General features: G+C 65.0%; 21 protein-coding genes. 11 read left to right on the top strand and 10 right to left on the bottom strand.

Annotated features, from left to right (window positions below; translation table 11 throughout):
* Nucleotides 1–218: hypothetical protein (locus ABFE16_20405; GenBank protein MEN6347664.1), on the top strand; the 218-nt coding region annotated here is incomplete at its 5' end.
* Nucleotides 219–323: 105 nt separating this feature from the next.
* Here the strand turns inward: ABFE16_20405 and ABFE16_20400 are convergent.
* The 4 genes from ABFE16_20400 to ABFE16_20385 all read right to left on the bottom strand — a co-directional run bounded on the left by ABFE16_20400 (nt 324) and on the right by ABFE16_20385 (nt 4,438).
* Nucleotides 324–1,364, bottom strand: a complete 1,041-nt coding sequence (locus ABFE16_20400) for a Gfo/Idh/MocA family oxidoreductase (GenBank protein ID MEN6347663.1) — start codon at nt 1,362–1,364, stop codon at nt 324–326.
* Nucleotides 1,365–1,437: 73 nt separating this feature from the next.
* A complete protein-coding gene (locus ABFE16_20395) occupies nt 1,438–2,472 on the bottom strand; it encodes a zinc-binding dehydrogenase (GenBank protein MEN6347662.1) in 1,035 nt (344 codons plus the stop codon).
* A 103-nt stretch (nt 2,473–2,575) separates the two neighbouring features.
* A complete protein-coding gene (locus ABFE16_20390) occupies nt 2,576–3,094 on the bottom strand; it encodes an adenylate/guanylate cyclase domain-containing protein (protein MEN6347661.1) in 519 nt (172 codons plus the stop codon).
* A 90-nt stretch (nt 3,095–3,184) separates the two neighbouring features.
* A complete protein-coding gene (locus tag ABFE16_20385; protein MEN6347660.1) occupies nt 3,185–4,438 on the bottom strand; it encodes a M20/M25/M40 family metallo-hydrolase in 1,254 nt (417 codons plus the stop codon).
* Between the two features lie 361 nt (nt 4,439–4,799).
* On the opposite strand from ABFE16_20385, the gene ABFE16_20380 reads away from it, so the two are divergent.
* Both ABFE16_20380 and ABFE16_20375 read left to right on the top strand, forming a co-directional pair.
* A complete protein-coding gene (locus ABFE16_20380) occupies nt 4,800–5,324 on the top strand; it encodes a hypothetical protein (GenBank protein ID MEN6347659.1) in 525 nt (174 codons plus the stop codon).
* 97 nt (nt 5,325–5,421) lie between these two features.
* Nucleotides 5,422–6,564 carry a hypothetical protein gene (locus ABFE16_20375; protein ID MEN6347658.1) on the top strand — a complete coding sequence of 381 codons (1,143 nt, stop codon included), beginning with the start codon at nt 5,422–5,424 and terminating at the stop codon, nt 6,562–6,564.
* Between the two features lie 92 nt (nt 6,565–6,656).
* Here ABFE16_20375 and ABFE16_20370 read toward each other — a convergent pair whose 3' ends face one another.
* Together ABFE16_20370 and ABFE16_20365 are read right to left on the bottom strand one after the other, a co-directional pair.
* Entirely contained in the window at nt 6,657–7,748 is a 1,092-nt protein-coding gene (locus ABFE16_20370) for a Gfo/Idh/MocA family oxidoreductase (protein ID MEN6347657.1), read from the bottom strand.
* A 161-nt stretch (nt 7,749–7,909) separates the two neighbouring features.
* On the bottom strand, nt 7,910–8,779 hold the full coding sequence (locus ABFE16_20365; GenBank protein MEN6347656.1) for a hypothetical protein: 870 nt from the start codon (nt 8,777–8,779) through the stop codon (nt 7,910–7,912).
* Nucleotides 8,780–8,962: 183 nt separating this feature from the next.
* Between ABFE16_20365 and ABFE16_20360 the strand changes: the two genes are divergently transcribed.
* The 6 genes from ABFE16_20360 to ABFE16_20335 all read left to right on the top strand — a co-directional run bounded on the left by ABFE16_20360 (nt 8,963) and on the right by ABFE16_20335 (nt 17,759).
* Complete coding sequence (locus ABFE16_20360; protein MEN6347655.1) at nt 8,963–10,933, top strand: FAD-dependent oxidoreductase; 1,971 nt, start codon at nt 8,963–8,965, stop codon at nt 10,931–10,933.
* 58 nt (nt 10,934–10,991) lie between these two features.
* On the top strand, nt 10,992–12,416 hold the full coding sequence (locus ABFE16_20355; GenBank protein ID MEN6347654.1) for a tetratricopeptide repeat protein: 1,425 nt from the start codon (nt 10,992–10,994) through the stop codon (nt 12,414–12,416).
* Nucleotides 12,417–12,538: 122 nt separating this feature from the next.
* Nucleotides 12,539–14,068: a hypothetical protein gene (locus ABFE16_20350; protein ID MEN6347653.1), complete on the top strand. Its 1,530-nt coding sequence runs from the start codon at nt 12,539–12,541 to the stop codon at nt 14,066–14,068.
* Entirely contained in the window at nt 14,065–15,066 is a 1,002-nt protein-coding gene (locus ABFE16_20345; GenBank protein MEN6347652.1) for a Gfo/Idh/MocA family oxidoreductase, read from the top strand. Before ABFE16_20350 ends, ABFE16_20345 begins: the two co-directional genes overlap by 4 nt.
* A gap of 137 nt (nt 15,067–15,203) precedes the next feature.
* Nucleotides 15,204–15,476 carry a TMEM165/GDT1 family protein gene (locus ABFE16_20340; protein ID MEN6347651.1) on the top strand — a complete coding sequence of 91 codons (273 nt, stop codon included), beginning with the start codon at nt 15,204–15,206 and terminating at the stop codon, nt 15,474–15,476.
* Nucleotides 15,477–15,533: 57 nt separating this feature from the next.
* A complete protein-coding gene (locus ABFE16_20335; GenBank protein ID MEN6347650.1) occupies nt 15,534–17,759 on the top strand; it encodes a M60 family metallopeptidase in 2,226 nt (741 codons plus the stop codon).
* Nucleotides 17,760–17,834: 75 nt separating this feature from the next.
* Here ABFE16_20335 and ABFE16_20330 read toward each other — a convergent pair whose 3' ends face one another.
* The 4 genes from ABFE16_20330 to ABFE16_20315 form a co-directional block, all read right to left on the bottom strand.
* Nucleotides 17,835–19,574: a 1,4-alpha-glucan branching protein domain-containing protein gene (locus tag ABFE16_20330; protein MEN6347649.1), complete on the bottom strand. Its 1,740-nt coding sequence runs from the start codon at nt 19,572–19,574 to the stop codon at nt 17,835–17,837.
* Nucleotides 19,575–19,714: 140 nt separating this feature from the next.
* Complete coding sequence (locus ABFE16_20325; GenBank protein ID MEN6347648.1) at nt 19,715–21,658, bottom strand: glycoside hydrolase family 15 protein; 1,944 nt, start codon at nt 21,656–21,658, stop codon at nt 19,715–19,717.
* Nucleotides 21,659–21,682: 24 nt separating this feature from the next.
* Nucleotides 21,683–23,653, bottom strand: a complete 1,971-nt coding sequence (locus ABFE16_20320) for an amylo-alpha-1,6-glucosidase (GenBank protein MEN6347647.1) — start codon at nt 23,651–23,653, stop codon at nt 21,683–21,685.
* 95 nt (nt 23,654–23,748) lie between these two features.
* Complete coding sequence (locus ABFE16_20315) at nt 23,749–24,327, bottom strand: NUDIX hydrolase (GenBank protein MEN6347646.1); 579 nt, start codon at nt 24,325–24,327, stop codon at nt 23,749–23,751.
* A 172-nt stretch (nt 24,328–24,499) separates the two neighbouring features.
* Here ABFE16_20315 and ABFE16_20310 point away from each other — a divergent pair, with 172 nt between their 5' ends.
* Nucleotides 24,500–25,246 (top strand): amidohydrolase family protein, encoded by a 747-nt coding sequence (locus tag ABFE16_20310; protein MEN6347645.1) that lies wholly within the window; start codon nt 24,500–24,502, stop codon nt 25,244–25,246.
* A 44-nt stretch (nt 25,247–25,290) separates the two neighbouring features.
* Nucleotides 25,291–26,091: an amidohydrolase family protein gene (locus ABFE16_20305; protein MEN6347644.1), complete on the top strand. Its 801-nt coding sequence runs from the start codon at nt 25,291–25,293 to the stop codon at nt 26,089–26,091.
* Nucleotides 26,092–26,181 lie beyond the last annotated feature (90 nt).

Raw genomic sequence — 26,181 nt, 5'->3', positions numbered from 1 at the left:
CCGATGCGCAGCTCTTCTGGAGCACCACAGACTCGCCATCACTCGACGAGCCCAAGTCGATGCGCTTCCGCACCATCCCAGACGGGCAGTTCCACGAGTACGTGATCCCGGTGGGCGAGAGCAAGCTCTGGCAGGGGACCATCACCTCAGTGCGCCTCGATCCGACAGGGGGGACGCCGCTGGGCGAGGTGAAGATCGACTTCCTGCGCGGCGAGTAGCGCCATTCCTCTGTCGCCACAAGCAACGGGCCGCACTCCCTTGAGGAGCGCGGCCCGTGTTGTTTCGTGTGCTTGTGTACAGCGACGTGGCCCTGCCGTCGGCGACTAGACTTCGACCGGCTCGCCCGAGTCTGCGGAGCGGTACATGGCCAGGGCAATGGCCAGGCTCTCTCGCGCGCTCTCGACGGGGATGTACGGGCTGCGGTCGGTGCTGATCGCCTCGATCATGTCCTCCACCATGGACTGATGGTCGTGATAGCCCAGGTCCGCAGCACCGCCGGCGCCGGTCTTCACGTCGGCGCTGCCGATGCGGGTCATCTCCTCGTCGCCGGGCTGCTTGTCCTTGAACTCCCAGGTGACGATCCGCTCGCCCATCATGATCGCGGTGCCGTTCTCACCGTTGATCTCAATCCGGACGTCGGTGCCGGGCCAGCAGGCGGTGCTGGCTTCCACCAGGCCGCGGGCCCCGTTGGCGTAGTCCAGGAAGGCGAAGGCGGTGTCCTCGAGCTCCACCTCAGGGTGCGCCAGGTTGGTCATGCGAGCCTCCACTCGTGCCACCGGCCCCATGAGGTGCTGCAGCAGGTCGATGTAGTGGAAGGCGTGCTGGATGGTGACCCCGGCGCCCTGATCACGCTTGCTGCGCCAGTCATCCATCTTGTAGTAGTCCAGTGAGCGGTACCACTTCATGTAGGTGTCGCCGGCCATGAGCCGTCCGAAGCGTCCGCTCTCGATGGCTTCCTTGATGGCCCGCACGGCCTTGCGGAACCGGCACTGCAGCGAGATGGCCACCTTGACCCCGTTCGCATCGCGGGCGGCGATCATCTCGTCGCACTTCTCGAGGGTCATTTCCGGCGGCTTTTCGACGATCACGTGCTTCTTGGCCTTCATCGCTGGAACTGCGAACTTGGCGTGCAGAGCGTTCGGGGTGCAGACGTTGACGACATCAACGCGGGGGTCCTCAAGCATGGCCTCAAAGCTCGGGGCGGCTTCGCAACCGAAGTCGGCACAGAACTTGCCGAGGCGCTCCTGGTTGAGGTCTGCGGCGCAGATGAGTTTGGCGCCTGGAGCAGCCTTGATCGCCTGTCCGTGGAACTGCGAGATGAGGCCGCAACCGACGATACCGAAACCGTAAGTCTTGTTGGACATGTCGCGTACTCCCTTGTAAGGCCCAGCAACCGGCGGCCGGGTGGCACTGCCCGCACAACGCAGGTGGTCGTGGTCAGGGAACGAGGATTGCCTTCAACCCTTCCATTTCCTCAACGGCGGCAAAAGCCCTCTCCCATTCTGTCAGCGGCAGCACATGGGTGAGGAGCGGATCGACCTGCACCTTGCCGGAGGCGATGAGGCCGATCGTCATGTCCCAGCTCCGGTATTCCGTCGACATGTTGAAGTACAGCGTTACGACCTTGGTCATAGCGGCGTCCCAGTCGAGGGTAACGGGCCGCTTGCCGGTGAGGCCGATCGCACAGACCTTGCCCCACTTGCGCACGAGGTCGAAGGCCTGGGCGATGGCGGGCGGCGCGCCGCTGCAGTCGATGACCAGGTCTGCACCACGGCCGTCGGTGAGCTCCAGGCAGCGCTCCACCGGATTGACCTCGGCGAAGTTCACCACATGATCGATCCCGAGCTTGCGGGCCGTCGACAGGCGCAGCTTCTCATCGGCCGGTGCCCCAACGATCATCACTTCACGGGCACCGCCGGCCTTGGCGACCTGCGCCGCCAGCAGACCGATCGGCCCCGGTCCGGAGACCACGACGAAGTCGCCTACCCCGATGGCGTCGCGGACGATGATGTCGGTGACAACGTTCGCCGTCGGCTCGACCACGGCCGCCTGCTCATAGGTCATTGAGTCGGGAATCCGATGCAGAAGCTTGGGCGGGTACTTGAGGTAGCGGGTGAAGGCACCGTCAATGCCCCAACCGGGTGAGCGCTTCTCGGGGCAGTTCTGGATGTGGCCCATGCGGCACAGGTAGCACTCGCCGCAGTGTTTGGTGTGAGGTTCGCCCACGACGCGGTCGCCGACCTTCCAGCCCTTGACCTGTGAGCCGACCTTCACGATCTCGCCGGAGAACTCGTGCCCCAGAATCACCGGCGGCCAGTAGGGGAAGGTGTCATGCTTCACATGGATGTCCGTGCCGCAGATGCCGGCGGCCTTGACCTCAATGAGGACCTCGTCCTCGGCGTTCACGGGCTCGGGAACCTCCTGCAGTTCCAGGAAGCCCTCTCCCTTCTGTGTCTTGACCAGTGCGAGCATACTCACAACTCCTATCAGGCCCAAGCGACGGGCCACAGCACTGTGGTGTCTCTACCGCAGATCCCAGTGCAAGGACCGCCCTACAGACAGCCCTCGCGCGAGATCATCGCAGTCCGGTAACTCGGTACCCCGTCACGCCACCCGGCGCCGTCGCGGTCTCCATCTGCACACGTCCCGCCACCGCCTCGGAGGTCGCCTTATCCATGACCACGCCGCCGCAGTTGAGCAGGAAGGAGGCGATCGTCACCGGCCGACCGACGACATCATACTGCAGCATCCGCGGGTGGCCAAACTGCCCGACCACCACCTGGCCGGTGGCGATACCCACACACAGCTCGCTGACTGCAAGGTCGGTGCTGAGCCCGTCGACCCACTCCTGATACACGCTCCGCAGGGACCACATCGCCCGCACGGCGACCTCTTCCTTGCCCGCGTCGAAGGTCATGAGAGCGGCATCGCCGATGTACTTCACCAGCCTGCCGCTGTGCGAAAGCAGGACCTCGCCGACACGCTCGTAGAAGCCCTGCAGGAACTCGGCGACCTGCTCTAACGTCAAGTGGCGCGTCGCCAGGTTGTAGCGGTCAATGTCGGCGACGCACACAGTAAGGTGTTGTGTGTTCATTGACGAACCCCCTTTGGGTCGCGAATTCCCCGGCCGGGACTTCCCTCGGCCACGCCTCACGGTGGGAGGCAAGAGGCCTTCCCTGCGCTCTCAGGCGAGGCCGCACCAGTCACTTACCAGCGCCGTCAGGATGCCTGACCCCTTCAACACGTCGCTCACGGCGATGTGTTCCTGGTCACTGTGCGCCACGGTCAGGCTCCCCGGGCCGAAGACCAGTGAGGGGATCTTCAGCTGATTATTGTACATCCAGGCATCGCAGGAGGCGGTCATGGCCGAGACGGAGGGCTCCTGGTCGCAGTGACGGCAGGCTTGCTCGAGTGACTGCACCAGCGGATGGTCCGGGGCGATCACCGAGGCGTCATGCCGGTAGGTGAAGTCCATCTCGAAGTGCTCGGCCAGCCACTCGTCGCCGGCCTCCCGCAGCGCCTGGCGCATCTGCTCCATGACCTGCTCCTTGGTGCGGTCCGGGAGGATCCCCAGCACACCCTTGAGCACCGCCTTCTGCGGAGCCTGGGCCGGCCAGTCACCTGCTTCAAGCTGCCCCACGGTCAAGGGCGCGGGGTTCTCGAACTGATCGAAGAGCGGGTACTTGCCGCGCGACTGCTCAAGGCATTCGTCGTGGTAGCGCGTGAAGGCGTCGATGGCCACGATGGACTTGAGCAGTGCGCTGACCGTGCCGCCGGGCTTGCCACTGTGCCCCGACTGGCCGTAGATGGTGGTCTCGAACCACACGGCGCCGCGGATCTGCGGCAGGATCACGAAGTCGGAGGGCTCGAGCACCACGCAGCCATCTGCGGTATCCCCGTGCCGCACCATCGCGACGGTACCGTTGCCGCCGACCTCCTCCTCAATCACGAAGTGGAAGATGAGATCACCGGCCAAGGTGATGTTCAGGGCATCCAGCGCTGCGAGCAGGCCATAGGCGCAGGCCACTTGTCCCTTGGCGTCGCAGGCGCCACGACCGTAGATCTTGCCATCAACCAGCTGCGGGTCGAAGGGGCGCTGCTGCATCGAGGAAGGCGGCACTACGTCCAGGTGGGTGTTGAACAGCAGCGACTTGCCCTTGCCCGACCCCTTCTTGACTACCCGCAGGTTCGGGCGGTCACCGTAGTGTAGCCCGGCAACCGGATAGGAGAAGTCCGGGTCTTTGCGCAGGTCCTCGGTGACGGGCACGAACTCCACTACATCGGCCAGGCCCTGGAGTCGCTCCGCGAGCAACTCCATCGCTGGAGCCTCGCCTCCGACTGTTGAGGGCACGCGAACCAGGTCGCAGAGCAGACTGGTGACCTTGTCCTGCTGGTCCTCAAGAGCACGTTGCACCTCGGCGAATCTCAAGTCCGTCATGTTGCTAGCTCAACTCCCGAATCTCAGATAACCCCTATGATAGCGGCGGCGCGAGAAGGAGGGAAGGGGCAATTGGCAGGACACGGGCAACGTGGCTGAGACGCCTCAAAGTAGCCTCATCAGACGCTAGGCCGACTCACAAAGCAGGAAGCGAGGCGACATCAAGGCCGCCGGTCGTGGAGGAGCCTCAACAAGCAGGTAACCTTGACAACGGTGACGCCATTGACTATCATTCCGGCGTTCATGACAGCCGTGCTGTCGGGCGTTGGCGGTCGCACCGATTGGCGTAGAAGCTGTGTACAGGCCTGCTGCGAGTCTCATCCTGGCAAGGACCCAAACACACCTAGGGAGGATCGGATTCATGAAAGTGACCGTGCCAGTCCTGGTCGCGCTGCTGTCTGTGTCGTTTGCTTTCGCTCAGGGCGCCACTTCAGCGGTCGTGACCGACTACCCGCTGCAGCTCGCAACTGTTCAAGTATCTGCACACGTGAGCCAGGACGTAGTCCAAGTCCTTCTCGCCGATGGCACCAAGCCGAATATTGACAAGTTCATGAAGCTAGTCGTGCCGCAGTCTCTCGCTGCCAATGGTGCTCTGCCGGCTCCGGCCAATGTAGAGACCATGGTCCGCGACGTCACGATCCCGATGTGCAAGCGCGCGTTCATCTACAACCAGGGTGCGCTGCCGCTGTCCCTCCGCGTTCGGGCCAACCCGAACTCCGCCACCAACGCCAAGCAGGACAGCCATGAACGCTTCATCGGCCGCACCAATGACGGCTGGACCTTCTGGAGCTACTTCATCACCCAGTACACTGCCGTCAGCCCGGCGACCAAGTACCACACCAAGGAAGTCTTCGTGCACAAGGGTTACCACTGGGTCGATCCGTAGCCGTCCTTGCACTGCCGCTGATGCCTGACGAACCGCCTGACAGCGCGCGCCCTCTTCGGAGGGCGCGCGTCGTATGCCACCCGGGAGGAGCTCTACCATGCGGCGCATGACGTCCCTGGTCTCTGCACTCGTCATACTTTTCCTCTGTCTCGCTATCGCTACCGAGGCGGCTACCCTCGCCGACTACCTGCTCACCGTCAAAGCCCCTGAGGGATGGAAGCCCCTCAGCCCCACCCGCAAGGTCGCCAACTTCGGCGCCGGTCTCCTCGCAGGCTGGGAGAAGCAGACCGACGGCGGCACGGCCGTCCTGTATGTCCTCGGCAGTCGCTCGCAGGGCCAGTTCCTGCTCTCCAGTCTCGCCGACTCCTTCCAGGACGCGCTCGGTGCAGAGGAGATCGCCTACAATCGCTATGAGGGCTTCACCATCGCCGGACGTCCTGCCGTGAAGTTCGCGATGGTCGGCGACGGGGCCGGCTGGGGCATCCGCAACTTCCTCGATGAGGCGCTGGCCGGCACCCTGACCTACATGGAGCTGGCCGTCACACGCAACTACTGGGCCGACTCCACCGGCACCGATCTGGTCTACTACGTCATGGCCTGCCCCGAGCCCGCCAAGGTCGCGATCGACGCAGCCTTCAAGACTCTGGTTCACAGCAGCGCCTTCTCCGGCCAGTACACAGCGCCGAAGGGCACTGCTCCGGCTGCCAGGCCGACAGTAGAGGTCCCGGCTCCGGCGTCACCTGAGCAGGGGCCCGTTCCGGAACCCGCCGCGAAGCCACAGTTCAGCACTCCCGCCGAACCGACTCCGTCTGCCGCGACCCCGAGACCCGCAGAGGGAGCGGTCGACTCGGCTGTTGCGTTCCTCAAGGGAGCGGGTCTTGCGGTGTACCTGCCTGAGGCGAAGGAGGCTCCCTTCGATCTGCTCGCGACGGGCACAGGCGCCAGACAGTTGTACTCGGTCCAGGTCTACCGGGCCGAAGAGGACAAAGCCAGCGAGGCCCTGGTGTGGAACCTCCCGGTGACTCGAGTGAAGAGCGCGCAGTACGTGGTTCTGCTTGCCGAGAAGTCCAAGAGCGCGTGGCTGGTACCCTCCGCCGCCCTCCTGAAGCGCCTCGATACGAAGGAAGAAACGGCGGAAGCGGACTCCGCCGCGATGGGCGAAGACGGCAAGACCCTGTATGAGTTCCTGAAGGGGTATGCGGACGCGGCCACAGTACTGAAGGCCGCGAAGGGGAAGTAGACGGCTCGTTCCGCCGAACCTAAAGGTGAGTCAAAGGGCCGAGGCATCTGCCTCGGCCCTTCTGTTCGCTCCGGTTCAGTCGGTCCTGCAACCTACTTGATGTTGACGGCCTTGCCGGTCTCCGCCGACTTGTAGGCGGCATCCAGGATCTTCATGATGCGCAGGCCGTCGGTCGCCGGGGAGATCATCTCGACGGAATCGTCGAGCAGGCAGTCCACGAAGTGGCTCACTGCGGAGTGGCGACCCATGGCCGGATCAGGCTGCACGATCAGCTCACGGTTGACCGGGACGCCGTTCTCCTGCGTGTACAGCTCCAGCGTGTCGATCGAGGTGTCGTCCACGCCGTCGAAGCCGAAGACGCGCTCCAGGCTCGCACCGGCCTTGTCGCCCATGAGGGTCGAGTAGACCCACTCACGCTTGCAGCGCGAGGCCCAGGAGGCCTCCAGCGAGATGGTCTGGCCGCCGGCGAACTTGATCATGGCCACAGCCATGTCCTCGACGTTGAACTTGCCCTTGAGGTTGGGAGTGCCCCAGGGACCCAGCGCTTCCATCTTCGGGCCGAAGGCCGAGTAGGTCGAGGCAAGGACGGTGACCGGCTCGGGGTTGCCCATCAGCCACATGGTCAGGTCGAGCATGTGCACAGCCAGGTCGATGAGCGGGCCGCCGCCGGCGAGGTCGCGGTTCGTGAACCAGCCGCCCCATCCGGGAATGCCATTGCGCCGAATCCAGCCGCAGCGCGCGAAGTACAGCTTGCCCAGCTCGTCTTGCTGCACGTACTTCTTGAGCAACTGGGCCTCCGGCCGGTAGCGGTTGTTGAACTGGATCATGAACTTCTTGCCGGCCTTCTCGGCCGCCGCAACCATCTTGGCGCCCTCTTTGGCGTCGCGTGCCAGTGGCTTCTCGCACAGCACATTCTTGCCGGCCTCGAGACAGTCGATGACCACGGACTTGTGCAGCGCATTCGGCAGGCAGACGCTCACACAGTCGATCTCCGGGTCGGCCAGCATCTCCTTGTAATCTGTGTAGCCCTTGGAGATGCCGAACTTGCAGCAGGTGTCGTCGAGAGCGGCTTTGTTGATATCAGACAGCGCCACGAGCTCGCAGCCCGGATGCGACTGGTAGCCCTCGATGTGGTACTTGCCGACGCCGGCGCCGATCACAGCGGCCTTGATCTTCTTGGCCATGCCCAAACCTCCCTGAGGTGTCGATGCCGGCCCGCGCCGGCAGGTCTTCGCACTGATGAGCGAAGCTATTTCGCTCTCCAGACGCCAAGTCCTTCCTCGCGGGCCACAGCCTGCCGGCCTCGTGCGGAACAAGGCCGCTGTGCCTCGCCTTCCTCCTCAATCTAGGACGGCACCCAGACGTCACAGAACTCGCAACGCGCAGGGCCGGGGTAGTGAGCCGGCGCACCCGCCCCACCAATCACCCGGTAGTTCACCACGTTGGTCAGGTCGCTGAAGAACACCCCTCGCATCGCCTCAGCGCCCTGGCGGACGAAGAACCCACTCAGGTTGGGGTGCCGGAACAGCGGAACCGGCATGGCTCCGATTGGGTACCGCCACAGAGCCGAAGCAGCGAGGTTGCCGTTTGACACGTACATCATGCCGGATCGATCGAAGCCGAAGTTGCCCGACCAGAACCCGCCGATGCGCCCGATGCTGACCGTGGCATACAGGACCACTCCGGCCCCGGGGACGATGCGGAAGACCTTGCCGTCGGCCTGGGCGCCACTGGCCTCGGAGAAGTACAACTGGTTCCCCGGGCCGAAGCAGACCTCACGCACCAGGGTTCTGTGGACGCCGAGAACCGCCTCGTGACCGGGGCCCACGGAGAAGAAGATGCGCCGGTCGTTCGAGTCGCAGTAGTAGAGGATCCTTCGTCGGGCGGCCGGCGGATCCCACAGCCAGCGCCCGATGCAGAAGCTATGCAGACTAGCGGCGCGAGGTCGTACGAACCAGGGGGCAATCGCCCCGGCGGCATCGGGGAGACGTCGAATCGTGCCCGGGATTGCCGCCCGGTCGGCCGCCAGAACCAGGTTGCTGAGCTCCGGCAGAACCAGTTTCGTTTCGCTCGGCAGTTTGGGCGAGACGGTCGGCAGCTTCTCCAGTGCGGTCTCGTTCGAAGACGATAGAGTGGCTGTTTCCTCCGCGCAAAAGGACCAGCAGGACACGACCAGGAGCAGAAGACAGACCAACACACCTACCGAGACACGCATCCACCATCATCCTTTCCAGGTCAAAACCTACCCGGCTGCATCCCCTGTGACGGCCTCCCGGCTCGTCACTAGGCCAGGCAGGACCCTTGGAAGGATTCGGGGTGTAGGAGGCGACTCCTGCCACAAGCGCCGAGACGGAGGGCAAAGGCACGGTAGCGGCGAACAGTCCAGTAGTGGATTTGCATGATCACGAAGGTCCCGGAGCCTATGCGCTATCCCAGACTCTTCTCTCCCCTTTCCCTGGGCGGCCTGGAGTTGCCGAACCGCATCGTCATGGCGCCGATGGGGACCCATTACGCGGACCTTCAGCACCGCGTGACGGATCGGCTGATCGCCTATCATGTGGCGCGTGCGCGCGGCGGCACAGGGCTGAACATCGTCGAGCACACGGCGGTCCACCCGCTGGGGCTGACGGCTCCGCGAATGCTGGCAATCCTCGATGACACCTACATCGACGGCTTCCGCCGCCTCGCCGATGCCGTACATGAGGCCGGTGGCCGAATCGCGCTGCAGCTTCAGCACGGTGGACGCCAGGCGAGTGTGCAGGTCATCGGCCAGGAGACGCTTTCGCCCTCGGCCGTCCCGACCGGCCGCGACGGACGACTGCCTCGCGAGATGACGGTCAGGGAGATCCGCGAGGCAGTAGAGGCCTTTGGCGAGGGTGCACGACGAGCCAGGCAGGCAGGCCTCGATGGGGTCGAAGTCCACATGGCCCACGGCTACCTGGGCTGCTCCTTCCTTTCGCCGCACCTCAACCGGCGCACCGACGCCTACGGTGGCGATCTGCGGAAACGCACGCGCTTTGCCGCTGAGGTGATCGCCGCCATCCGCAAGCGTTGTGGACAGGACTTCCCCGTGTGGTGTCGGGTGTCCGCCGAGGAGTACGTTCCCGGCGGGATGACGCCGGAGATGATGCAGCAGGTGGCCGTCCTGCTCCAGGGCTACGGCTACTGTGCGATCCACGTCTCGGCGGGGATCGGCGAGACCTCCTCCTACGCCTCAGCGCCCTTCCTGATGCCACAGGGCCATCTGCTGCCTCTCGCCGCCGCCGTAGCGCGGGTGGTCAGTGTGCCGGTGATTGGTGTCGGCAACCTGCGCACTCCTGCGCGGGCCGAGGAAGCCCTGAGCGCAGGCCAGTGCCACCTCGTCGCCCTGGGACGAGCTCTGCTGGCCGATCCGGAATGGGCCAACAAAGCGCGCCAGGGCCGAGAGCGCGATATCATCACCTGCGTGCAGTGCAACCTGGGATGCCTGGGGAAGGCCCGTGATCCTGAAGCCGGCTGCGAGTGCGTCACGAACCCCACCACCGGTCACGAGGCGGAGTGGGAAGACGATGCCCTGCCACCTGCCGAGCCGAGGCGCAAGGTGCTGGTGATCGGCGGCGGACCGGCCGGGATGACGGCTGCAGCCGTGGCCGCCCGGCGCGGACACGAGGTGACTCTCTGGGAGCAACGGCCGACCTTGGGAGGCCGTCTCGCCGACCTGGTCTGTGCAGACCGGAGCGGCGCCTTCGCCGATCTCCTGGGCAGCATGGTCGGCGCTCTGGACGCCTCGGGTGTGCAGGTGCTCTGGCAGCAGAAGGCTGATTGGGAGACGATTGCCGCGGCAGCTCCCGACGTGGTAGTGATCGCAACGGGCTCACGACCTGCGACGGCGCGGGAGTCCGTGGTCGGCGGCGTCTCAGGCACGGTCGTCGATGTCCTCGACTGCCTTCAGAACCCGCAGAGGCCCCTCTCGCACGTGGTGACGATCCTTGGTGCCGGGGAGTCCGGCTGCCTTGCCGCCCTGCATCTGGCGCGACGTGGGCACGAGGTGACGCTGCTCGAAAGGGAGCCCCTTGTTGGGCCGCGGATGGCTGCTGGAGTTCAGCACTTCGTCGCCCGGCAACTTGCGGACCTCGGCGTAAAGGTGTATACAGCCTGCGAGGTGCTGAGCGTTGCCGAGGGCACGGTGACAGTCCGGGGAAGCGAGGGCGTCCTGAGGAGCTTGCCCGCGGGTTCCGTGGTGCTCGCCCTGGGCCATCGCTCACAGCAGGGCCCGGCTCCCGAGGCTGCACCGCCGGGGCTGCAGGTCTACTCGATCGGCGATTGCGTGGAGGCACGCACGCTGCATCATGCGATCTGGGAAGGAGCACAAATTGGGCGCACGGTGTAGCCGTTCCCTACGATGCGTTACCTGGAGGGCCCTGGCGACGGCATGTCTTGCCGCCGTCGTGTCGCCTGCCTTCGCTCTTGATCCCGGCGTGCTGATCCAGGAGTTGCAGCTCCCCAAGATCGCGCTGAACCTCAACGTCACCTTCGCTACGAGCGACCTGCGGATCCCCGATTCGCTTGACCCGGAGGGCGACGTCGCAAAGGTGCAGGAGGAGCTCAAGGCCGGGGAGCGGCCCGATCTGTGGCTGCGACTGGCTCGCCTGCAGCAGCAACTCGGGCGCTATGACGATGCGGCCACCAGCTATCAGAAGGCAGCAGAAGGCTACGACAAGCTCCTCCAGGCGGAGCCGCAGAATGCTCGTGCCCACACCGGCTATGCAGAGGTACTGGTCGCCCTGTCGCGCGATGAGGATGCAGCCACCCAGATCGAGCTGGCGATGGTGGCGGACGAGACGCTGTGGAAGCCCCATGAGCTGGCAGCCGACCTGCACGCCAAGCACGCGGTGATGGCCCACAGCCTGAACATGCCCCAGCTCATGCGCGGGCACCTGGAGGCCGCCGAGTCCGAGGCCAAAGAAGCCCTGCGGCTCGCACCCGATGATCCCCGTCCACAGGTGATGCTGTTCATCGCCAAGTGGCTGCCCGAGGTGCTGGAGTTGCGCGCGGACCCCAAGTCAGGGCTCAAACGTCTTGGGGCCTTCGAGGAAATGAGCGAGATCCTCAAGAAGGCGTCTGCGCTGGCCCCGGGTTTCCCACGTCTGGCCGAGTATGCCGTCTCAGCCAAGATGATGCCCTTCTTCACCTCGCAGATGTCCGGCGGCCTTGACAAGCCCCTCTGGGACAGCCTGGATGACGCCCAGCGGCGGGTGCTGACCTCCTGTCGCGACGACTACCTCAAGCTGTCCGAGCAGATCCCCTCGCTCAAGGCGGAAGCGCTCACCTTCGCAGCCGTTGCGTGTTTCTCCATGGCCGACAAGAAGTCCATGTACGAGCACCTGCGGGCCGCCGCCGATGCTGACCCCAAGAGCACGACGGCGCTGGAGGTTATGGTCGGATTCCTGGCCCAGGAGGGCAACTGGGCGCAGGCGCTCCTCGCCTCAGAGGAGATCAAAACGCGCAAACCCAGTGGGAGGTCTTACACCTGGCTAGGGCGCATATACGCCGAGCAACGCCAGTGGAAGGCGGCCGAGGAGTCCTTCCGCATGGCCACCAACTACGATGACTCCTCTTCTGCGGCCAATCTGGGACTCGGTGTAGTCCTGCTCAAGCAAGGGGCAAGCCCCGTGGAGGCGTTGCTTCCCCTTCAGGCCGCATGGGAGAAGAGCCAGAACGAACCCGAGGTCCTGCTGGCCTGGGGCACCTGTCTCGCCCTGTTGGGAGAGGTTGACGAAGGCCGAAGGATGGTGAAACAGGCGATATCGATGTGGCCCCCCAGTGAGGGGCTGCAGCGTGTCGCTAAAGAGCTGGGCCTTGACGCCCAGTAGACAACATCGCCGCCCGTCGCGGTGGGAGGCGCGGGGCCTGTGCTTCGGGAGAGAGGCACAGCCGCGTAACCGGTGAGACGGAAGGGTGTTCAGATTCGTCGTAGCCCTGGGAGGGTTCTCACTTGGAAACGTTTGGCAAAGGTCTTGCGGTTCTGCTGTACATCTGCGTCATGCTCGGCATTGGCTGGTGGTCGATGCGTCGCACCAAGAACGTCGGTGACTTCTTCATCGGCGGCCGCACCATCGGGCCCTGGGTTTCCGCCATGGCCTACGGCACCACGTACTTCTCCGCTGTTCTCTTCGTTGGTTTTGCCGGCAAGATCGGTTGGGGCTTCGGGATGCACGCCCTGTGGGTCGCTCTGGGTAACGCCGTGATCGGCACAGCTCTGGCCTGGGCGCTACTTGCCACCAAGACACGAGAGATGACCGAGCGTCTCGACGCCATCACCATGCCGGAGTTCCTCGCAGCCCGCTATGGCGTCAGTTGGCTCAAGCCGCTCTCGGCGATCATCATCTTTGTCTTTCTTGTTCCCTATTCCGCTGGCGTCTACCAGGGCCTCTCGCACCTGTTCGAGGTGAACCTGGGGATCGGCTACCTCCAGGCGATCATCTTCATGGCCGTGCTGACCGGCGTGTATCTGGTCATGGGCGGGTACTTCGCAGTGACCCTCACCGACATGGTGCAGGGTGTGATGCAGATTTTCGGCGTCATCATCATGGTGCTGCTCCTGGCCCAGGCGACCGGTCTGGGAGTATTCGGCTCCTTCGAGCAAGGGCTCTTGCCAGCCAGCGCTCCGGCGCTCAATCCGCCGCCTCCCGGTGCGCCCGCACCGCTGTTCCCGGGCTTCATCTCGCTGCTGGGGCTCGTGTTCATGACCAGCGTCGGGCCGATGGGCTTGCCGCAGATGGTCCAGAAGTTCTATTCGATCAAGAGCCGCGATGCCATCAAGCGCGGGATCATCATCGCCACCATCTTCTCGGCGATTATCTCCTTCAGCGCCTACTACTGCGGCGGTCTCTCCCATCACTTCTATGCCAGCGCTGCAGACCTCCCGCAACTGGCCAACGGACACGGTCCCGACTTCGACAAGATCACGCCGGAGCTGCTCACCAAGTACACTCCGACCTGGTTCTCGGTAGTCGTCCTGTTGGTCGTCCTGGCTGCCTCGATGTCCACGCTGTCCTCGCTGGTGCTGGTCTCCAGCGCCGCGATCACCGTCGACCTGCTCGGAGCCCGGAACCGCAAGGGCCAGGAATCCAGGCACGGTCTTCTGCTCATGCGGGTCCTCTGCGGCGTCTTCGTGGCGCTCTCGGTGATCATGGCTGCCGGCAAGGTCGGTGCCATCGTCACCTTGATGTCCATGTCCTGGGGTGCCCTCTCCGGCGCCTTCATCGGCCCCTTCGTCTGGGGTATTCTGTGGCGCAAGACTACTCCGGCCGGCGCAGTCTGTGGCCTTCTGTGCGGTCTGATCACTTCCGTCGGCGGCTTCTTCGTCCTCGGGCCTGCGAACGCTCCGGTGGCGGCGTCCCTGGGCATGATCGTCTCCCTCGTTCTGGTACCGCTCGTGAGCCTTGTCACCGTGCCTGTCTCTGAGAAGCGACTCGCCAGGGCCTACGGCGAGACCGTTCCGGCTGAGGAGCCTGCTTCATGAGACTAGCGATCGTGGGGTTCCGTCACGCTCACGCTGCCGCCCTCTACCAGACGGCGCAGCGGCTCGAACACGTCGATGTGGTGGCCTGTGTCGAGGAGGATCCCGCTGCGCGCGACCAGATCCCGGTGCAGTTGGGGGTCACACTGACCCACGACACCTTCGACCAGGTCTTGCAGGAGGTCGACTTCGACGCCCTGGCCTGCATCGACTACTTCGCCCGTCGCGGGCCGATCCTGATCAAAGCCCTCGAAGCGGGTAAGCATGTCGTGACGGACAAGCCCCTGTGCACCGAGGTCGACCAGTTGCGGCAGATCGCCGCTCTGGCCCGTGAGAAGAACCTGGTCGTCCACGCCGACTTCACCATGCGCTACAGCGGACTTGCGATGAAGATGCGCGACCTGGTCCGCTCGGGCGCGATCGGCAACCTCGCGACGGCCACCGTCTTCGGGCTGCACCCGCTGAACTGGGGCTCGCGTCCAGGGTGGTACTTCGAGCCCGGCAAGCAGGGCGGCACGATCAATGACATCATGATCCACGGCTTCGACATGCTGCGCTGGATCACCGGCAAGGAGTTCAGCCACGTGCTGAGCGCGGCCGCCGGACCTGTTCAGGGCTCACCGGCACCGGAGCACTTCCAGCAGTCGGCCCAGAGCTTCCTGCAAATGGAGGACGGTGCCCGCATGATGGGCGACTGCTCCTACCTGGCACCTGCGGGTCATGCCGCTCACTGGCGTTTCTTCCTCTGGGGAAGCGAGGGCCATCTGGCCTACGAGAGCGACAAGCGGCTGATCCTCCAGCGTGCCGGGGAGCCTGAAGCCGTGATAGAGCAGGCCGAAGGTCCCGGCGTGGATCCCTTCGAGGACTTCGCCCGGCAGGTCGAGTTCGGGGCCGAGCCCTTCCTGTGCCGAGAAGAGTGCTTCCGCTCGACGATGGTTGCGCTCACCGCTCAGCAGGCGGCCGACACGGGTGCGACGAACCTCGCGATCCCATCGCTCTAGCGCCAGGAGGGCTTCTGGTCGCCGTCGGTTGGACGTGCTGACGTCACGGCTACCTCGCAGCCCTTGCCCTATGGTACAATACTGACGCGCCGCAGCTACCGGCTGCGGCGCGTCAGTGCATATTGGAGGTCCCTACCGTGGATTGGAAGCCCTTCGTATCTACCTTTACGCTCCTGCTTCTTGCCGAGCTCGGCGACAAGACACAGCTCGCCGTCATCACCCAGTCAGCGAAGTTCAACAGCCCCTATCTCGTGCTCGCCGGCGCCGCGCTTGCCCTGACGATCGTCAGCGCACTCGGCGTGGTTCTTGGCCAGCTCTGCGCAACGTGCTTCCCGGAGCAGATCATCCGCTACCTGGCCGGTGCAGCCTTCATCGTGATGGGCCTCCTGATGCTGCTCAAGGTGATCTGACGCACGTCGGCGCGGACCAAGGGCCCCAGTTCGCAACACACAAGGAGCTGATCTGTGATGCGTGCCCGCCTGGCCACCGCTGCTCTCGCGCTGCTTCTGCTCATCTCCTCACAAGTCGTCAGTCTCGCGGCGCCCGAGGATGTTGACGCGCTCCTGAAGGGCACGCGGCTACTGATCGCGCCCGGCTGCATCCCTGCGGCCATCGTCGTGTCGGGCGATCAGGCCTTCGTCGTCGCCACAGCACGCACGGGCAAGTACCGGGCACCCTTCCTTGCCGCTGCTCACTACGGCAAGGGTCGGTTGTTCGCCGCAGGTCACGGCGGCTTCTTCGGTGGGGCGTCCCTCAAGAGCGTCGACAACCGCCAACTCACCGGGAACATCGCGAAGTGGCTGGCCGCCGGGAAGACCGACCCGGTCGTCGGTGTGATTGGCCTGCCGGAGGTCGCCAGCGTCCTGCGTGAATCGGGCTACAAGGTGCTCGTCCTCACGGAGGCCGACGTCCCCGCCAAGCTCAACCAGGTGCAGGTGCTCTTTGGTCCGGCGCAGTCCTTCGGCGGCACCACAACTTCACCGGCAGCGGCGGCGCTGACCGACTTCGTCCGCCAGGGCGGCGGCCTGTTCCTTCATGCCTGCTCCTGGGGTTGGCAGCAGCTCAACCCGGGTCGCGACGTGCGAACCGAGATGGGCGGCAACCGCATCTGCGCACCGATGGGGATCACCTGGGCCGATGCCATGGTCGATGAGACCGACCCCAAGGGCTACCTCACCGCACCCGCCGAGCTGGAACTCACCCAGTCCTCCGTGGCCCTTAGCCGACTGGCGCAGGGCACCGAGATCCCCGAGGCCGAGAACGCCCAGATCGGGTCGACTCTGTCCCTGGCGCTGCGTGCTCTGCCGCCCGACGACCAGTTCATCAACCCGCGACTGAACTCACTCATCGCGGAGCGCGGCGAGCAGGCCCTCCCAACGGACAAGGCGCCGGTGACCGTCAAGCAGCCCTTCGCCCGCCTCTCCATCATCCGCGACTTCTCTCAGATGCGCAACGTGCCGGTACCGCAGGTGAAAGCCTATCCCTCGGCGGCGAGCTTCCCTGGTTCGGTTCCTGCCGATGCCCCGCGGGTCAGCCGACAGGTCAGCCTCGATACCGCCGTTCCTGCCTGGCACAGTCTCGGCCTCTACGCAGCTCCCGGTGAGTCCGTGACCGTCACTCTTCCTGCCGCTGCGGTGGGGAAGGGGCTGAGCGTGAGGATCGGCTCTCACACCGACAAGCTCTGGGGACTGGACAGTTGGAAGCGCTTCCCCGAAATCAGCCGCTCCTGGAAACTGTCCAGCGCAGAGACGACCGTGGCCAGCCCCTTCGGCGGACTGGTCTATGTCGAGGTCCCCGAGAACTGCAAGCTGGGCTCCCTCTCGGTTGGCGTGTCCGGTGCGGTCGAAGCTCCCCTCTATGAGCTGGGCAAGACCAGTCTCGACCAGTGGCGCAGCACGATCCGTCAGGCCCCGGGGCCCTGGGCCGAACTGGCCTCGAGCAAGGTCATCCTCACCGTCCCCGCGGAGCATGTGCGCACCCTTGACGACCCGGAGCAGCTCATGCGCCTGTGGGATCAGGTGCTGGACACCGAGGCCGACTTCGCGGGCATCCCTCACGAGCGCAAGCGTCCCGAGCGTATCTGCTCCGACGAGCAGATCAGCGCCGGTTACATGCACTCCGGCTACCCCATCATGACCTGGCTCGACGCGCCTGCGCGCATGGTCAGCTATGACAAGATCAAGGCCGGTGACTGGGGCCTGTTCCACGAGTTGGGCCACAATCACCAGTCGGGGAACTACACCTTCGGCGGTACCGGTGAGGTGACCGTCAACCTCTTCACGATGTACGTCTTCGACAAGGTCTGCGGGCAGCCGGTCGTCACCGGCCGTGTGTCGGCGGACAAGATGGACAAGAAGGTCGCCGACTATCTTGCGGCGGGCGCACCCTTTGACAAGTGGAAGAGCGACCCCTTCCTCGCGCTGCGCATGTACGCACAGCTTCAGGAGGGCTTCGGCTGGGACCCCTTCCGCGTGGTCATCAACCAGTACCGCAAGGCTCCGGCGGCGGAGTTGCCCAAGAACGATGACGAGAAGCGCGACCAGTGGATGGTGCGGTTCTCGCGACAGGTCGGCAAGAACCTGGGGCCCTTCTTCCAGACCTGGGGCGTGCCGACGTCGGAGAAGGCACGGCAATCGATAGCCGATCTGCCGGCGTGGATGCCGCCAAACTTCCCGCCCGCCAAGACCCAGTAACGAACACGGCCACCACTTCAGCAGTGGTGGCCGTTTTTTCTTGCGATGCTCGCTGCGTGCTGAAGACCTGGTGGGTTAGCCGATAGCGGGGCGCTTGACGCGACCCCACCAGGTAGGATCGATCTTGGCAAAGGGACGGTCGCGGTCGCTGATTCGACCGACGGCTGCCCAGGAAGCGTCAGAGACGACCCGACCGGCGGCATAGTCCCGGGCCACCCGCATCAGGCTCTTGAAGTCGTTGTAGTGGGAGTTCAGCCGCGCCTCGGCGTAGTCGCGAGCCGACCAGGTGGTGATCAGGAACTGCCAGTCTGAGGCCTGGAGGAGCAGCAGCTCCCTGGCCGCCTGACGGACTAGCCGCTGCATCACTTCGTCGTGTCCCCGACCATGCTCCCGCACCAGGGCGCGGAAGTCCTTCTCTGCATCGTACACGCGGTGCCAGGTCCAGGCGGTCTCGTTGTTCATCCACACGTAATGCCCACCACCGGCACCCCAGGAACCCTCGGGAAGTGCGGTCGCCCGGTCCGGTGAGTGAGCCGCCAGGTAGGCCGACGCGGTCATCACACTGATCTCCGGGTCCTGGTTCATCCACCGCAGCATCTTGCTCATCCAGCGTGGACCCTCGAACCACCAGTGCCCGAACAGCTCCGCATCGAAGGGCGCGCAGACCAGCGGCATGCCGCCTTCCCAGGGCGCGTTTCGCAGCTTCTCCTTCACCAGCGACAGGAAGTGCCCGGCATGCTCCTGGAGGCGGTCGTTGGCAAGCTGGGGCTCGTAGGGCGCCTTGCTGGAGAGGTCGTTGAGGTCGTCCGTCACTCGCCAGTAGCGCAAGTCGCCGGGCATGTGCTTCTTGTGGAACTCCAGGTAGCAGTAGTCGCCCGGATAGCCCCGCCAGCCACTCCACACCTGCTGACTCGTGTCCGGGTCGCGCACCAGGATTGCGACCGGCGGATGGTCTTCAAAGCGGTCGCCCACGAAGTACGGACGGTAAGGGGTCTTCGCGCCGTAGTAGGGCGAGGCCTCACGGACGTGCCGGATGTGGCCCCAAGCCTTCCCGAGTGTGTCCTCGCGGCTCACACTCACAGGCAGCGGATTCCCGCCGCCGAGCATGTGAGTGTCGACGACGAAGTAGTCGAAGCCGTTCTCGCCCAGGAACTCCTCGATGCCCTTACGCGGATAGGGCGTCTCCGGGTAGCCGATCTCCGGCGGCGGCGCCCAGCGGCAGCGCGGTCGATAGGCGCACTCCGGTAGCCAGATGCCACGCGGTCGTCGGCCGAAGTGCTGCTCGTAGGTCTGCACCGACTGCAGGATCTGCGCCTGGATGCTGGCGTCCTCGTGGAGCAAGGGCAGATAGCCGTGAGTGGCGGCACAGGTCATGACCTCGATGTGCCCGCCATCCTGCAGTCGCCGGAAGGCTGCCACCAGGTCCCTGTCGTAGCCGTCGATGAAGGCCTCGCACACGGACCGATAGCGCCCTTCCCACTGCCCGGCGAGGAAGGCCAGGTGTCCGTCGCCACGAGCCTGAAACTCCGCCGCGTCCCTCTGGGCGGTCTTCTGCTTGTCCGTCAGGTAGGCCTCGAACCACATCTTGAACCGCTCATCGGCAAGCTGCTCCACCGTGATCGGGCTCAGGCTGATGGTGATGTTGGGCGAGATGCCCTCATGCACCAACTCCTCCAGCGCCCAGAGCAAGGGGATGTAGGTCTCCGCCGCGGCCTCATAGATCATGTTGCTGCCATGGGGCCAGGTCCCGTGTCCGAGAACATAGGGGATATGGCCGTGCAGGATCATCACGAAGGCGCCGAAGGGTGATTTCATCCAGCGATCCCCGATTTGGCGACCAGTGACCCCGCAGGGCTGGCACAGGGCACGGTCGCGAGTTTGTGCAACGCGCGACAACGGAGAGAGCCCCGGGAGGGGCTCTCTCCACAGCGGCTGCACTGGTCCGGATTCTGCTGTTAGTCGAGCTTTGCCAGTTCCAGGACGGCCTTGACCATCAGTCCCGACGCCCAGCTATGCGGAACCGCCCAGTAGGGGTACTCTGGGTGCGTTCCGATGAGCTCCGGCAGCAGTCCGGTCGGCGTTGTGTGCTGGAGGCAGAAACGCAGGTAGCCCTCTGCCTTGTTCCGCAACTGCTCCGCGCGGTCGGGCTTCTCGTCGCGATAGGACACCGCAAGCTGCAGGCACACCAGCGCAAACCACAGGGTGTTCACGCAGCCGATGACGCCGCCGAGGTACCCGTCACCCTCATAGCGCCGGATTCCCACTCCGCCATCCGGCAGCCGGTAGTTGAGACGCTCCTCGATCACCTGCAGGTTCGACTCGATGAGCCTTCGCTCCTGCGGGACTTGCGCCGAGAGCATCGCGAAGGGCTCCGAGACGCCCAGGGTCGAGGAGTCCACAATCATGTCCGGACGGCCGTCGGCAAAGACACCGCGCGGGAAGTGCCGGCCGTTATGCAGGGCCATGGTCGCCCGCTTCATCCGAGTGCAGGTCGCCTCCCAGCTTGCAGCCAGGTCGACCTCGCCTCGTGCCCTTGCTACCTGTGCCGAGCTATGCAGGGCCGCCCAGATCGCCGCATTGGTGTAGACGAAGCTGCCGCAGAACGTCTCCCACAGGTCGCAGGCGAAGGCGTGCCAGCCGCTGTCATCCACCATCGCCGCCAGGGCCGAAGCGCCACGCTGCACCGCAGGCCAGGCAAGCTCCACGGACATGACCGGCGTCTCACCGCCAGTCGGAGCCTCCGGTCGGGCAGCCTCACACAGCGCCAGCAGCGCAGCCGCCGTCTGGTCGACCTGCAGGAAGTCCTCGCGCAGGGCCCAGGAGGAGGCCATCCGGCCATCACTCCAGTACCGCTGGCCCCACTGCCCGGAGGGGAGCTGCGCCTTGAGGTACCAGTGCGCAATCCGGGTCAGCCCGGAGGGTTCCCCGGCCCGGGCGAGAGCCACCATGGCCTCCGTAGCGTCCCGTGGCCAGCAGTAGCCGTAGCCACCGCACAGTTCATAGGAGGGGTCGAACTCCGGCGCAGCGACCACCGAGTGGGCCTGCGAATCCTGCAGCATCCGCAGCGACAGCAACGCCCGCTCGTAGGCACGCAGGAAGGTCGCCTCCACCGTCGGCTGGACAAGCTGCGACAGCCACTCACGGTCGTCCTCGGCAGTCTGGCGCTCCAGCTCCGCGCCGCCGACCTGCGCGAGCTCCGTAGCATGCTGGACGGCTTCGCGCCGGACACGTCCGGCAGCCAGGATGATGTCGAACTCGCGGAACTCCCGCGGACCGAGGGCGACGTGCCAGCCCAGGGCGAAGTCCACCTGCCCGATGTCCTCGGGCTGGCCATTGAGGTGACCGTCGTACATGTCACTCTTGGCGCTCCGCGGACCCTCATCGATGGACTTGCCGCAGCGCCAGGTCGCCGGTCGCTCGCCGCCGACTGCCAGCGCGACGTCGCGGAAGTACTGCACCGTGATTCCGTCCTGCATCCGGTGCTGCACCGACTGCTTGCCGGTGACCTCGCACAGCCGAAGCTCGCCGTAGAGCATCAGCGTGCCCCGGAAGCCGGAGTGCTCGCCAGCCTGTACACGGACCCGTCGCACCAGCGCCGTCGAGCCCGGAGGGCACAGGTCGGTAAAGGTCACCGTCAGGTCTGCCAGGGGAAGCTCCAGGACCGTGCGCAGGACGTTGGTCCCGGCCACATACTCCTGGTGGGTCGCAAACTCCCCGTCGAAGGCCCACAGGAAACGACCATGCCCGGGGTCACCCACGTATAGCGCCGGGAGAAGCTGGCGCACGTTCTGGGCAAAGTCGATATGCGGGTAGAAGAACGACATGATCTCGCCGGCTCGGCCGAGGGTGCAGAGCACCCGACCGTTCCCGACGGCAGCAGTGGGTAGGTAGACGGCCATATCGCATTGCCTGCCTGTCGCAGTCTAGGAGACGTCGCCGAGCTGAGTATCGACCCAGATGCGCAGCAGGGCTGCTACGCTCCAGGCCTGTGCCGGGCATCCTCCCGGCCTGTGGGGCGGGTCACCGTCGAAGACCTCCGGGAGCTGTCCGAGCCCAGGTCCGCCGAGGTGGTCCAGCAGCGGCTGCACCAGCTCGCGAACCCACTTCTTCGACTCCGGCGACCGGTTCGACAAGACGAAGTACGCCGATAGATACGGACCCAGCAGCCACGGCCACACGGTCCCCTGATGATAGGCGCCGTCACGCGACACCGGATCGCCTTCATATTGGCCCCGGTAGGCCGGATCCTCAGGCGACAGCGTTCGCAGACCGTAAGGCGTCAGCAGCTTCTCAGTAACAACCCGCAGCACCGACCGCTCCTGGTCAACGCTCAGGAGCGAATAGGGGAGAGCCAGGGCAAGGATCTGGTTCGGGCGCAGCGAAGCGTCCTTCTCCTCGCCCCGCACACAGTCGTAGCAGTAGCCCAGTTCCTCGCTCCAGAACTCGCGAACAAAGGACTCCTTGATCCGCCGCGCCAGCCGGGCGTACTTGGCGTAGTCCCGGTCCAGCTTGCGGGCGAAAAACTCCAGCGTCCGCACCGCCGAGTACCACAGGGCGTTGATCTCGACGGCCTTACCATGCCGCGGGGTCACTACCCAGTCGCCCACCTTGGCATCCATCCACGTCAGTTGCGTGCTCTCGTCACCGGCGATGAGCAGGCCGTCCTCATCCATCCTGATATCGTAGCGGGTGCCCTGCATGTGCAGCGTGACGGCCCACACGAGGCGGTCGAGGAGCTCGTCGCGGATGAAGTCCAGGTCCCCGGTGCGCTCGTAGTATCGCTTGGCGGCGACGAACATCCACAGGGTAGCGTCGACGGTGTTGTAGGCAGCCCCGCCGCCTTCTTCGGAGAACAGGTTTGGGATCAGCCCATCCTCCATGGCGGCCGCATAGGCCCGCAGAACTCCCCTGGCCTCCTCGAAGCGACCTGTGGAGAGCAGCAGCCCGTGGAAGGCGATCATGCTGTCTCGACCCCAGTCGCCAAACCACGGGTAACCGGCGATGGTACTCTTCGCGGTCGGTCCCTGATCGGGCCGGGCGACAACGAACTGGTCGGCCGCTACGAACAGCCTCCGGGCAACCTCATCCTCTTCTGCGACTCCGGCCACCAAGGCTTCACGTCGTGCGCGCTCGGTCTGTATGAGCTCCTCCACCGACTCGGACAGAGGCCCTTCGGTCGAGGCGATCAGGGTGGCCGTCTCCCCGGCTCGCAAAGTCCACCCAATCTCGCCCGGCGTGTACAGGTCCTCGGTGTAGTCCAGGCCTCGCGCCTGTTCCTCGGGGTAGGTGAAGCGGTAATACCAGTCGCTGGAGGGCCAGAAGTCGCCGCCGACGATCTGCAGCGTGAGTGGCGGGTAGCCCTCCGTCACGAGAGTGGGCTCCCCGTCATGCATCTCCACGTCCATCTCGAAGTCCACACAGGCGCATCCCAGATGATGGTGGTCACGGGGTGCGAGGAGAACGCGGTTGCACATCGACAGAGGATGCTCGGCTTCGAGGCAGGTGTAGTGGACGACCGTCGCGTTCCGGCCGTGGGGCATGAACACAGCCTGCTCGATGACCATACTGCCTGCCCGGTAGGTCCACACGGGCCAGGGATCGAGACGAAAGCCGATCAGTCGGGTCCAGCCGTCGGGGTGTACCGTCTCTCCATAGAGGTGGGTGGACAGGGGAAAGCGCTCACCGTTGCTGCGGACCTCAACCTCAAGGGTCTGCAGCATCATCCGGCGGTCCACCGGCGGCCTCACAGCAGCGCACAGCAATCCGTGATACCGGCGCGTGTTCGCACCGGCTACGGTCCCCATCGCATAGCTGCCCAGACCATTGGTCTCCAGCCATTCCAGTCGCAGCAGCCGCGACAGGTCGCCTAACTCGGCGGGTGCAAGGTTCATCATGGGTCGGAAACCCCCTCACCACTGTGATTCGGGGCAGGCAGAAGGTACTCGAACCACGCCTGCCCAGGGCGGTCTTCAGGCCCTGGGCGAGTCGGCTAGTGCCCGTCTCGGCTCAGGAAGCGCTGCACCGAGAGTATCCCGGCAATGCTCTTGGCATCCTGAATACGTCCGTCGGCGCACATCGCCAGGGCCTCTTCCCAGGGGACGAGAAAGGCGTCGATCCTCTCGTCTTCATCGGCCTCAGCCTGCACCGGTATAAGGTCTCGTGCAAGAAACAGGTGCATCTTTTCGGTGGTGAAGCCCGGCGCGGACCAGAAGGACACCACGTGATCCAGCCGCCCGGCGGCGAATCCCGTCTCCTCACCCAGCTCGCGCAGGGCGCACTCAGCCGGGTCTTCCTCGGGGTCCAGCGTCCCTGCCGGAATCTCCACCAGAGCTTCTCCGGCGGCATGCCGCCACTGCTCCACGAGCGCCACCTGGTCGTCTGCTGTGAGAGCCACGATCGCCACAGCTCCGCGGTGCTCCACCACTTCGCGTCGTGCCAGCTTGCCGCCGTCCAGCTCTACCTGGTCCACGCGCAGGTTGATCAGACGCCCCTCGAAGGCGCGCTCGGAGCTCACCAGGGTCTCGCATACGACGGCGGATTCGGCGGGTCTTTGGTGCTTGACGCTCATTGTCTTCTCCATCTGAATCTACGGTGTTTCCCTTGGCTGTGCCGCCCGCTTCCGGCGGCGCCAACTTCGCGAAATCCTGGGTAGTATACATCACTTTCCGAGCCCTCAGGAAGGACTGCTGGACCGGACGGGGAAACCCTCTGCACGCCCCAATAAGATGAGGGAGGCACCGATGTTGGCCACCAAGCTGGAGTTCTTCGACTGCAATGCCAGAATCGGGCGTCCGACGGTCTGGCGTCCGGGCGAATTGACTACAACTGACGGGATCCTCGCCGAGATGGACTACGCGGGCATCTCGCGAGCACTCGTTCACCACAGCCTCGCTGCGCAGTGGTCGCCACGAGACGGCAACGAGACCCTCGTCGAGGAGATCGCGGCACAGGACCGCCTCTTTCCGTGCTTTGCGGCGCTTCCCGGTGCCACCGAGGAGATGCCTTCGCCCGCTGAGTTCGCCGCTCAGGTCCACGAGGCCCATGGGGCAGTGCGGCTGTTCCCCAAGGACCAGCAGTTCCGCTTCACCAACTGGTGCATGGCCGATACCCTTGGGGCTCTCGAAGCTCGCCGGGTTCCCGTCCTGATCGAGATGGGCCAGACCACCTGGGATGACATCGCGGGTGTGCTGCAGACCCATCCCGGACTGCCGGTCATCGTCCTCAACTGCTACTACCGCATGGACCGCTACTTCTACCCGCTCATGGACAAGCACGCGAACCTGTATCTGGAGACCACCACTCACCAGGTCTTCCGAGGCATCGAGGACATCTGCCGCCGCTTCGGCCATGAGCGCCTCCTCTTCGGCACCAACCTCCCGAAGCTCGAGACCGGCGGCCCCATCGCCCAGATCGTCTATGCCGAGCTTCCCGACGAGGCCAAGCAGGCCATCGCCGGTGGCACACTCAAGAACCTGCTGGGCCTGTAGCCTGGCCGCACGTAACCCCAAACGCCTTCATCAGGAGCCAGATCATGACCCTTCAAGAGGCCCTGCAGACCGGCACTCCGCTTGCCGGTGAGCTCGTGATCGACAGTCACTGCCACATGGGACCGTGGTACAACTTCCACGTGCCGGAGGACGGCTCGCCGGAAGCCATGGTCCACTCGATGGACCTGCTGGGCATCGACGTTGCCATCGTCAGCCCGCATGTCTGCATCGGCCCGGACTATCACAGGGGCAACCGGGAGGTCGCGGCAGCCGCTGCGCAGTTCCCGGGACGCATCGTGCCCTACATTACCGTGAACCCGAACGCCGGCGCCGCCGAGATCCAGACCGAGATCGACTACTGGGACTCGCAGGGGCCGATCTGCGCCTTCAAGATCCACCCCGGTACCCATCAGTACAAGGCCTCCGGTGAGAACTACTTCCCCGTCTACGAGTACGCCCAGGCCCACGGTCTGCCCATCCTGGTGCACTCCTGGGCCGGTGACCGTCTCGGCGGACCGAGCGTCCTCGCCGGGCTGGCCGAGAAGTACCCGGAGGCGAAGTATATCACTGCGCACTCGGCAACGAGTTGGCAGATGGTCGATGAGGCGGCGGCCGAGACCAAGGCGCACGACAACCTGTACTTCGACGTCGCCGGGTCGATCCTTCTCTACGGCTGCCTGGAGGAGATGGTCGAGCGCCTCGGGGTCGACAAGATCCTCTTCGGCACCGACAACCCCTTCATCGACCCGCGTCCCGGACTCGGGCGACTGCTCATGGCGCGGATCAGCGATGACGACAAGCGGCAGATCCTGGGCCTCAACGCCAAGCGTATCTTCGGGCTCTAAGCCCACTTCGCGGCCGCCTCGGCAAAGGTTGTGACCGCCGGCCCTCTACGACGACTACCTGCAGAAGCCGCCTGCACGGAGCCGTGTCTG

Source organism: Armatimonadia bacterium (assembly GCA_039679385.1).
In the GTDB taxonomy this organism is placed as follows: Bacteria; Armatimonadota; Zipacnadia; order Zipacnadales; family JABUFB01; genus JAJFTQ01.
The sequence above is the reverse complement of the archived record's forward strand: the minus strand, read 5'-3'. Positions and strand labels throughout refer to the sequence as shown.

What these genes read in the sequence shown, in the direction of transcription:
- ABFE16_20335 (MEN6347650.1), top strand. Translation starts at nt 15,534, where the DNA reads ATGCGTGCCCGCCTGGCCACCGCTGCTCTCGCGCTGCTTCTGCTCATC.
- ABFE16_20305 (MEN6347644.1), top strand. Translation starts at nt 25,291, where the DNA reads ATGACCCTTCAAGAGGCCCTGCAGACCGGCACTCCGCTTGCCGGTGAG.
- ABFE16_20390 (MEN6347661.1), bottom strand. Translation starts at nt 3,094, where the DNA reads ATGAACACACAACACCTTACTGTGTGCGTCGCCGACATTGACCGCTAC.
- ABFE16_20400 (MEN6347663.1), bottom strand. Translation starts at nt 1,364, where the DNA reads ATGTCCAACAAGACTTACGGTTTCGGTATCGTCGGTTGCGGCCTCATC.
- ABFE16_20310 (MEN6347645.1), top strand. Translation starts at nt 24,500, where the DNA reads ATGTTGGCCACCAAGCTGGAGTTCTTCGACTGCAATGCCAGAATCGGG.
- ABFE16_20380 (MEN6347659.1), top strand. Translation starts at nt 4,800, where the DNA reads ATGAAAGTGACCGTGCCAGTCCTGGTCGCGCTGCTGTCTGTGTCGTTT.
- ABFE16_20320 (MEN6347647.1), bottom strand. Translation starts at nt 23,653, where the DNA reads ATGATGAACCTTGCACCCGCCGAGTTAGGCGACCTGTCGCGGCTGCTG.
- ABFE16_20325 (MEN6347648.1), bottom strand. Translation starts at nt 21,658, where the DNA reads ATGGCCGTCTACCTACCCACTGCTGCCGTCGGGAACGGTCGGGTGCTC.
- ABFE16_20395 (MEN6347662.1), bottom strand. Translation starts at nt 2,472, where the DNA reads ATGCTCGCACTGGTCAAGACACAGAAGGGAGAGGGCTTCCTGGAACTG.
- ABFE16_20375 (MEN6347658.1), top strand. Translation starts at nt 5,422, where the DNA reads ATGCGGCGCATGACGTCCCTGGTCTCTGCACTCGTCATACTTTTCCTC.
- ABFE16_20385 (MEN6347660.1), bottom strand. Translation starts at nt 4,438, where the DNA reads ATGACGGACTTGAGATTCGCCGAGGTGCAACGTGCTCTTGAGGACCAG.
- ABFE16_20370 (MEN6347657.1), bottom strand. Translation starts at nt 7,748, where the DNA reads ATGGCCAAGAAGATCAAGGCCGCTGTGATCGGCGCCGGCGTCGGCAAG.
- ABFE16_20330 (MEN6347649.1), bottom strand. Translation starts at nt 19,574, where the DNA reads ATGAAATCACCCTTCGGCGCCTTCGTGATGATCCTGCACGGCCATATC.
- ABFE16_20345 (MEN6347652.1), top strand. Translation starts at nt 14,065, where the DNA reads ATGAGACTAGCGATCGTGGGGTTCCGTCACGCTCACGCTGCCGCCCTC.
- ABFE16_20365 (MEN6347656.1), bottom strand. Translation starts at nt 8,779, where the DNA reads ATGCGTGTCTCGGTAGGTGTGTTGGTCTGTCTTCTGCTCCTGGTCGTG.
- ABFE16_20315 (MEN6347646.1), bottom strand. Translation starts at nt 24,327, where the DNA reads ATGAGCGTCAAGCACCAAAGACCCGCCGAATCCGCCGTCGTATGCGAG.
- ABFE16_20360 (MEN6347655.1), top strand. Translation starts at nt 8,963, where the DNA reads ATGATCACGAAGGTCCCGGAGCCTATGCGCTATCCCAGACTCTTCTCT.